Below are 8,223 nucleotides of genomic sequence, written 5' to 3' on the forward strand. Positions count from 1 at the left end.
AACCTGAAGATGCAGGATTCAGCGAGGTTTACTGACGTTATGATCTAGGCGTCCCTTTGCCGATGTAGTGATCTCCATCAAAAAGCGATAACACCGAGCATGGCGTCAGTAAACTCGCCCGAAGGGAGGCCCTCAGTGCGTCCACTTCATCGTTAAATTCCTGTGAAATAGAATGACTATTCTTACAAGAATTTGCCTTGAACTGAACGCACTGATGGCCTCTGAAATCAAGCATCTTCAGGTTGTTTGGGTATAAGAGGTGGAAATGTAAGAATTTGAAATATAAGGCGCAGGAATAGAAGTAGAAAAAGCGCTAATATACTCAAACTCTCTGAACCCCGCATCTTCAGGTCGTTTAGGTATAACATAGCGCTATTCGAGATTAATATTAATCTCTCAGGACATAATCATACATATAATCAATGCCCATTTTAGAATCATGATCTTTTAATAAATGATAGTGACGTTTCCATTTTATTTGCTCATGGTAATGCCAAATAATACGAGGTTTCCACCACTGGCCATTTAAAAACCAAAGGCGTGGTAAATAAAAACCCCATGTTTTTTTTCGTACCCATTCTCTTGTTAGGCCGCCAAAGTCGGGATGAAGTAAACCTTGGGAATACAATGCTGAATTAAACACGATACTGCTTTCTTCATTATTTCGATCGTGAAATTTCGCATAACCATAGTTAGCACCATTCCTAAAAACGTCATTGACAGTATCAAGGTGGTCACCGGTTGTTTGTAGGACAGTGTGGTGGTTCGCCACATTTTGGTTCGGCAAATCAACGAGCGCTTTGACACTTTGATGTTGGAGCATGCCTGTTACACCTAAGGTGGGTGACATAACGTAGTTTCGATAGCCAGCACCCGATGCCTTCTTGGTATCGGCAATGATGCGGTTTCGTTTCTTCTTACCCATAGATTTATCTTTGAGTAACTTTCTATTTGTCACTTCAAACCGCGGCCTTTTCACCACACTATTGGCCTGTGAGGTGGGAAATAACACTGCATCATCAAACCCTTTTGTAATACCTTGGATCATACCAAGCGGCCCACTTTCGGCAGTTTTACCCGCAATGGCGCTGACCAAGGTCAAGGTGGGGATCGTGCTTTCCATCCAAGGTCGCCATTTCGTGCTGGCATTGCTTGGTACTAAGTCAACCAATATTGAGTTGTACCATATGTTCAAGTTCACCAGCCCCGCAGGGTTAATCGCAGGGTAAATAAAATCGATGTGATGCTCTAGTGCCGTCGTCAAAAACGGTGAGAGGGAAATATCCGAGAGTAAACCTAGTGCAAATTCAGCCACATCACTCCCGCCGTAGGCGGCATTAATGCCAACCTGAGCATCGATTTTCTCAGTGATAAATCGAACATCGCCGTAAAAATTATTCACCGCTGGGTCACTATGTGATTTCTCTGCCAACCCAAACATAGCGCTCGCCACGAGGCCGCCCGTTGAGTGTGTGACGACCACAATGCCACTGTCACCAAAGCAGCGACTGCCTTGATAAGCGACCTCAGATTGCACAACACCATCATTAACGCCCCCCATGGCATCTTTGATTTGTGACAGCACAGCATGAATGCCGACGTCTAGTCGTTGATTAGCAGAATACGTCACGACCAGATAGGAGTTTGAGGGCCGACCCACTGGGGTGTTTGGGTCGAACCCTAGCGCGTGTTTGATATGCAGATTCCAATAATTCGATGTCGCTTCATCATGGAAAACCCCACCTTGGTAAAAGGCAGATGAGTCGGTGGGCCATTTTTCTTGGAAGTTCGCAGGCAGGGTGACGTTCCCCTTAAGCGCTGCCATTTGCAGGCCATGAATGTAAACAATATCTCGCCCAGAAAACGGCTTCTCTGGGTCTCTCGCTAACCAATCGGACGGCGAGCATTTCTTACTGTCGTTTGAAATGGGGGTAATTTGTGAGAACGGAGCCGCAAACAAATCGCGTGTTTGCGCGAGCACGTCAGCGATGGCATCGTCGATAAGTGTTGCATCGTCATCAAACTGAGCATCTTCCGTTTCGTATTCCGCGAGCAAATCTAGCTCTTCTTGACTGTCTTTCTCGTTGTCTACCGACGCACACCCCAAAGGGGTGTCTCCAATGCCATCGTGATACCAGTTAATGGTTGAAGTATCGTGGTCGGGATAAAGCGCCTCGACAGCACCCAGCAAATATTCGAATTCGGTTTCGATGGGGCCTTGCGCGTCTGGGGCGGTAAAATCGACGATGTCATTGGTTGTGCCATCGTCATTGGTATTGTCACACGGCGATTGGTCTGTGCGACTTACGCACATTCGGTCAAGTAACACGACAGGGGGTTTCTCGTCATCGATTGGCACAACAGCGATGGCAATGGATTCAAAGTGATCGAAGGCCGTCCACGCCTCCAAAGGCACACGAAGCCAGTGATGCGTGTCGGGTAGGGTGCCTGTTAGGCCAATGACTGCCGTATGCGCATTCGGGTCAATACCAGAAAAATCATCATTGAATGCCAACACGTTAAGCTGAAACCCTGCGCCGGGTTCCAACGTTTTGAGTGACAGATTCACCTGATAGTTTTCACCTTGAATCAATGGCGCGTTGAGCTTCTGATAAATGACGAAGTGCTGATCCTTTAGCATCGCTGACATGTCATCATCGTGCCCTTCATCATACAAGACTGCTGCACTTTCATTGGCTGCATCCAGCGTGTTTTGTTGCCATTCACCCCGTTGATTTTTGCTGAGAAAACTGCCCTCTCTGACATGGTTTTCTTTACATTCAAAAGGGTTAACATTGCCACCAAGGTGTTGCTGGGCATAGATGATCCTATTCAGGGGCGACCGTTCTCCTGTTTCTTCATCCCTGAAATACCACGCATAACCGACATGTTCTTCTAGGGTTAAGTCTTCAAAACTCGCCTTATATTGGCACCCTAGGGGGATGTCCATTTGCCGACTAAACATCACTTTATGATGCGCAAACACCTCTTCCTCAGACGTAGCATCGCCTGTTTCGAGCACGGTCAGTGTCGCCTTATGGCTCGCAACGGGTGTGTTGCCATCACACGCCTTTTGCGTTGTTAACACATCACCAAGAGAAAACACATCACCAATCGAAAACACGAAAGCAGGAGAATGGGTGTTAACGACTGACATATCAGAGGGTGAAAAAACGGAAAATTTGCTTTTTTGTTGCTTCTCGTTAGCACTGCCACCAAACGCCGCCATCACTAATATGACGAAAAACGGAAATTTATACATCACTTCAAGCCCCTTAGTCATTCCAAGCCCCCTGATTATCCAAGCCGCCTAATCATCCAAGCCGCAACTATGCGCCAATCAATCTGCGGTATATGTATCTGAGTCTCCAAGAATGAACCAAAACGCACGTTAATATCACTGGCGACAACGACAGGTACATTCTTCTTACTGATGCCGTATACTCAGCGCTCGACGTTCAGTAAAAAGAAAGTCTAGGGAAAGGGTATGTGGGGACTGATTCGCAGGGGAGTGTTGCTGGGAACGACGTTACTGGCTCTGTTTTTCAGCGCACAGGGATTTGCCCAAGACACTTCCCTCAATGGACAGTGGCAGTTTATTCAAAGTCACACCTTGCTCTCTCCTCAAGACCTCTCCAAGGTGCAAGCGTGGCGAACCGTTAACGTTCCAGGCTTACTTAATACCAATCCCACAAATGGCCTGTACGGTAATTACAGAACAAGATTCAATGCGCCAATGCGCATCACCCATTCCGAGCGCCCACAAACGCTTTATATTGCAGGTATACGTCATAATGACAGGGTCTACCTCAATGGTGAGCGTATCGGCCAAGTGGGTCAGTTCACGAAAAACTGGCAAATTATCTTAGACAATCCTAATAATCTGCCGCGGGCTTATCCCCTCCCAAACGCATTATTAAAGCCCACTAATAATGAGCTCATCATTCAGATTCAACTCGGCTTTGGTCAAGCGTGGGGGGCCATGCTACCCGGTGGGGTTGGGATCTCAGGTAACGTTGAAATAGTCGATGAACACACTGCCACCAAACAATATACCCAAGCCGTTACCACGATCCATATTATTGACAGCATCATCATTTTACTTGGCATTGTCGATTTAGCGCTTATCGTTCTTCTGTTTAAATCAACGCTCCACAAGTTTCCCGAATTTATCTGGTTATTACTCGGTAGCGGGTTACTTTTCTGTGGCAGCTTACTGTTAGATATCGGTCATCTACAAGGCATAACAAACGACGCAACCAAGTTAACGCTTCTCCTCTGTATTTTATTTACCCCTTTGGTTAACGCGATCTTTTTTAACGTACAACAACGTCTCGCCACCCCCGCCATGCTGTGGTCAGTAACCTTTGGTGTGACTGTGTGTGCTTTCTTACTCTTGACGCCTTTTATCCCGAAGGAAATCAAACCCGCCGCCTGGCTAGTGTGGAGTGCTTTAACGGCACTGCTGTTTATCTTTTCATTGGTTTGCGCAGGGCTCAGCATCAAGCAAAAGCGTGTCGGCAGTGTCGCCATGTTGATGGGGTTGTGTATTTATATACTCTCTATTCGCACGCAGTGGCTACCGATTGAGGGGCTGTATAATCGCAATCTCGTCATCGGATCATTGTTCTTCCGCTATGCGCTTGTTTGGGCATATTTTTTGAAAATAAAAGATATTTCAGTGCGTTACCAAACCCTAACCCGACAAATGCTCTCAAGGCTAGAAGAACAGAAGAAATCGACTGCCCGAGATATTCACGATGAACTCGGGCAGTACTTATCGAGTGCCAAGCTACACCTTCAGCTCAGCGAAAAAACGGGGCAACCACAGCATCACACCTCATTAAAAAGCGAGCTACAAAATGCCATCGTGTCTATGCGTCGAATCATTGAGGGGCTTCACCCCGTGGTGTTGGAGAAGAGGAGCCTAAAAGAGGCGATTGATATGGACGCTGAGCGGTTAACAAAACGGAATCAGATATGCATTGAGGCCGACGTCGCTGACCTGACTGTGTCACTGTCCAACGCCGCGCACATCTATCGACTTGTTCAGGAATTGTTGGGGAACATCACTAAACATAGCCAGGCAAAGTGCGCTTGGGTCAGCATCCGACAGAACAAACGATCTATCATCATCCGTGTTGAGGATGACGGTATTGGGGTGGACCACCATTCTGCCGCGTCAATGAGCGAGGGATTTGGTCACGTTAGCCTCCACGAACGCGTTCAATTACTTGGCGGTAATATCGAGTATGGAATACCGAAGAGTCGGCAGGGTACGTTTGTTAACATTACACTCCCGATAGCCTCAGATTAATCGGCGAGCACGTGCAACCGTCACCGCTTCCGTGCGACTTTGTGCCCCGAGCTTTTCACAACAATTTCCTAAATGAAAACGTACCGTCCGCTCCGAGATATCCAGACGTTGTGCCACTTCTTTATTGCTTAAGCCTTGCGACACTTCTTTGAGCACACGCCCTTCCTGTGTGGTCAGATAGACAGTCTGCGCGTCGTTTTCAAGGAGTTTGATCTCTTGAACCAACCCAGATGACACAAACACCTCACCCGACACTACACACTCAATGGCATGCAATAAATCGTCAAAGGCAGCATCTTTAAGCACATAGCCCGATAAGCCACGCTTCAATAATCGAAGCGCCAAGTGCTCATTCGCGTGCATCGTCAATGCAATCAAGCCCATTGACGCATTATGCGCCAAAAGCGCGTCGATCAGCTCCTCGCTGGGTGGGCCGGGCATAGAGAGATCAAGCACCACAACATCCACCTGAGAAGCACTTGCCACACAACGCAGTAAGCTATCGCCATCAGGCACTTTGTCCACCAAGACGATATGACCCGCTGTCTCAAGCAGGCTTTCTACGCCTTTAATAAAGAGGGGATGATCATCGGCAATAACAACATGGATTTTTTTACATACCTCATTCATTGATAATCACGTATTTAATCCTTTGCCTAGGTAATACTATCGAAAAACAAAGTACATCATATTCTTGCCATAAACTGTTCTGATAAGTGAGACATTGGCCTATCACGTTTTTTCCATATGCAAGCTGTCACTTTTCAAGCAAGGAAAAACTCAAGTAAGAAAAAACGCGTTGTCTGAATCGTGCCTTTTTATAGGATGTGGATATAAACAGTGGCAGTCCGAATGTGTGGCTTATTTCGCTTCCGTGACTTACTCACGTTACCTCCCTCCAAAAGTGAAGCGTCATCCCCCTTGGTATAGGTATGAGTATGCAACAATGTGCATTAATCTAATGCTCTGATTTTTATAATAATATCAATAACAGATGACACGCAGACAATCACTGATGTATGTCAGAGTGACTGCGCCATCAAGGAAGAACAATGAACATCATCCACCACGGCGCCAAAGATGGCGTGACGGGCTCATGCCATCAGCTCAACACAGACGAAGGGAAGCTCCTGATCGATTGCGGGTTATTCCAAGGGGACGAGAGTAAACCGCTTAATATCGACTTTCCCGTCAAAGACATCGATGCCTTGCTCGTCACCCATACCCATATCGATCACATAGGCCGTATTCCTTGGCTGTTAGCCGCGGGCTTTCGCGCGCCGATTTACTGCACTGAAGCGACAGCCCAGCTGATGCCGATGATGCTGGATGACGGATTGCGCCTCCAACTCGGCATGAAGACACGACAACGAAAGCGCGTGTTGAACTTGATTCGCTCGCTGATACGTCCCATAAAATACAACACGTGGACAGACATCAAACGTGCTTCTACTGCTTCTACCCAGATCGCCTCCTCCTCCAAAAGCAGCGCCTCCGGCCCGATCAATTCCACCATCGCCAGCATTCGCTTTCAACCGGCGGGGCACATTTTGGGTTCGTCGTACATAGAAGTGGATTTGCCAAATGGCGAGCGCGTTGTCTTTTCTGGCGATCTTGGTCCGAGCAACACACCGCTGCTGCCTGATCCCATCTCGCCAGAACGCGCAGATGTTCTCGTGATCGAAAGTACCTATGGTGACAAAACCCATGAGTCGATCGCTTCCCGTGCCGAACGTTTAAAAGCGCTGATCAACCGTTCACTTAGTGATGGTGGTGTGATCATCATTCCCGCGTTCAGTGTTGGCAGAACCCAAGAGCTGCTGTTCGATATCGAAAACCTGCTTGCCACATCCTTAACCGACGATGAAAAGCGCACTTGGTCGACAATACCCGTGATCCTCGATTCCCCAATGGCAGCAAAAGTGACGGAGCAATACCGCGCTTTTAAATCCTTGTGGAGCCAAGAAGCCAAAACCATCTTGGATTCAGGGCGAAACCCACTTGCGTTCGATCAATGCATTACCATCAATACCCATCGAGACCACATAGGTTTGGTCAACCGCCTCAAACAAACAGGCGAACCCGCCATCGTGGTCGCCGCCAGCGGCATGTGTAACGGCGGGCGAGTGCTCAACTACCTCAAAGCCTTACTGCCGGATAAACGTACCGATGTAATTTTGGCTGGTTACCAAGCCAGAGGCACACTGGGGCGTAATATTCAGCGTGGCGATACACGCATTAACATCGATGGAGAAAACATCGCCATTAACGCCCACATCCACACCATGTCCGGCTACTCGGCCCACGCAGACAGAGACGATTTGCTCGCCTTTATCGAAGGCATAACGCACAAGCCAAAAGAAGTCCGCATTGTGCACGGCGACAAACACGCGCAAGAAGCGTTAGGGGGGGAGGTTGAAGAACGGGGGTTGGCGGAGAAGGTCGTGCTTGCAGCAAAATCGTGAGATTTGAGATTTGAGGTACGAGATGCGAGATACGAGATGCGAGATAAGAGATAAGAGATTAGAGAGAAGAAGTAAGAGGTAACGAGAAGGTGCAAGGTGGCGATTTTAGCCGAAGAAGGCAAGATTACTCGATGAGAGCGAAGTGCTCGTTCGAGCCTGTAACAGATTCTGTGTAACTGCCATTTAATTAATATGCTTTTCGAGGCGCTCCCCGAACTCGATAATAAATCGACTCATCGCCTGACGCCAGTTTCGAATCGGCATCGTCCATTTCTTGCTGGCGTCCTTGATGGCCAGGTACACCATCTTCCTTGCCGCATCATCACTTGGGAATACTTTTCGCTTTTTGATAGCCCTACGGATAACGCTGTTGAGCGATTCAATCGCATTGGTGGTGTATATCGCTTTGCGAATATCATCAGGATAATTGAATAACGTATT

5 protein-coding genes are annotated in these 8,223 nt (G+C 47.7%); 2 read left to right on the forward strand and 3 right to left on the reverse strand.

Annotated elements, in window-relative coordinates; genetic code table 11:
* Positions 1-388: 388 nt before the first annotated feature.
* Entirely contained in the window at positions 389-3,283 is a 2,895-nt protein-coding gene (locus BM082_RS21030) for a hypothetical protein (RefSeq protein WP_074928498.1), read from the reverse strand.
* A gap of 204 nt (positions 3,284-3,487) precedes the next feature.
* On the opposite strand from BM082_RS21030, the gene BM082_RS21035 reads away from it, so the two are divergent.
* Entirely contained in the window at positions 3,488-5,317 is a 1,830-nt protein-coding gene (locus tag BM082_RS21035; RefSeq protein ID WP_074928500.1) for a sensor histidine kinase, read from the forward strand.
* Here BM082_RS21035 and BM082_RS21040 read toward each other — a convergent pair.
* On the reverse strand, positions 5,309-5,947 hold the full coding sequence (locus tag BM082_RS21040; RefSeq protein WP_017014035.1) for a LuxR C-terminal-related transcriptional regulator: 639 nt from the start codon (positions 5,945-5,947) through the stop codon (positions 5,309-5,311). The genes BM082_RS21035 and BM082_RS21040 overlap by 9 nt on opposite strands.
* 422 nt (positions 5,948-6,369) lie before the next feature.
* Here BM082_RS21040 and BM082_RS21045 point away from each other — a divergent pair, with 422 nt between their 5' ends.
* Positions 6,370-7,782 (forward strand): MBL fold metallo-hydrolase, encoded by a 1,413-nt coding sequence (locus BM082_RS21045; RefSeq protein ID WP_074928502.1) that lies wholly within the window; start codon positions 6,370-6,372, stop codon positions 7,780-7,782.
* Between the two features lie 183 nt (positions 7,783-7,965).
* Here the strand turns inward: BM082_RS21045 and BM082_RS21050 are convergent.
* The coding region (locus BM082_RS21050) for a transposase (RefSeq protein WP_139218809.1) at positions 7,966-8,223 on the reverse strand (258 nt) is incomplete at its 5' end.

It is taken from the genome of Enterovibrio norvegicus DSM 15893 (genome assembly GCF_900115495.1).
GTDB lineage: Bacteria > Pseudomonadota > Gammaproteobacteria > Enterobacterales > Vibrionaceae > Enterovibrio > Enterovibrio norvegicus.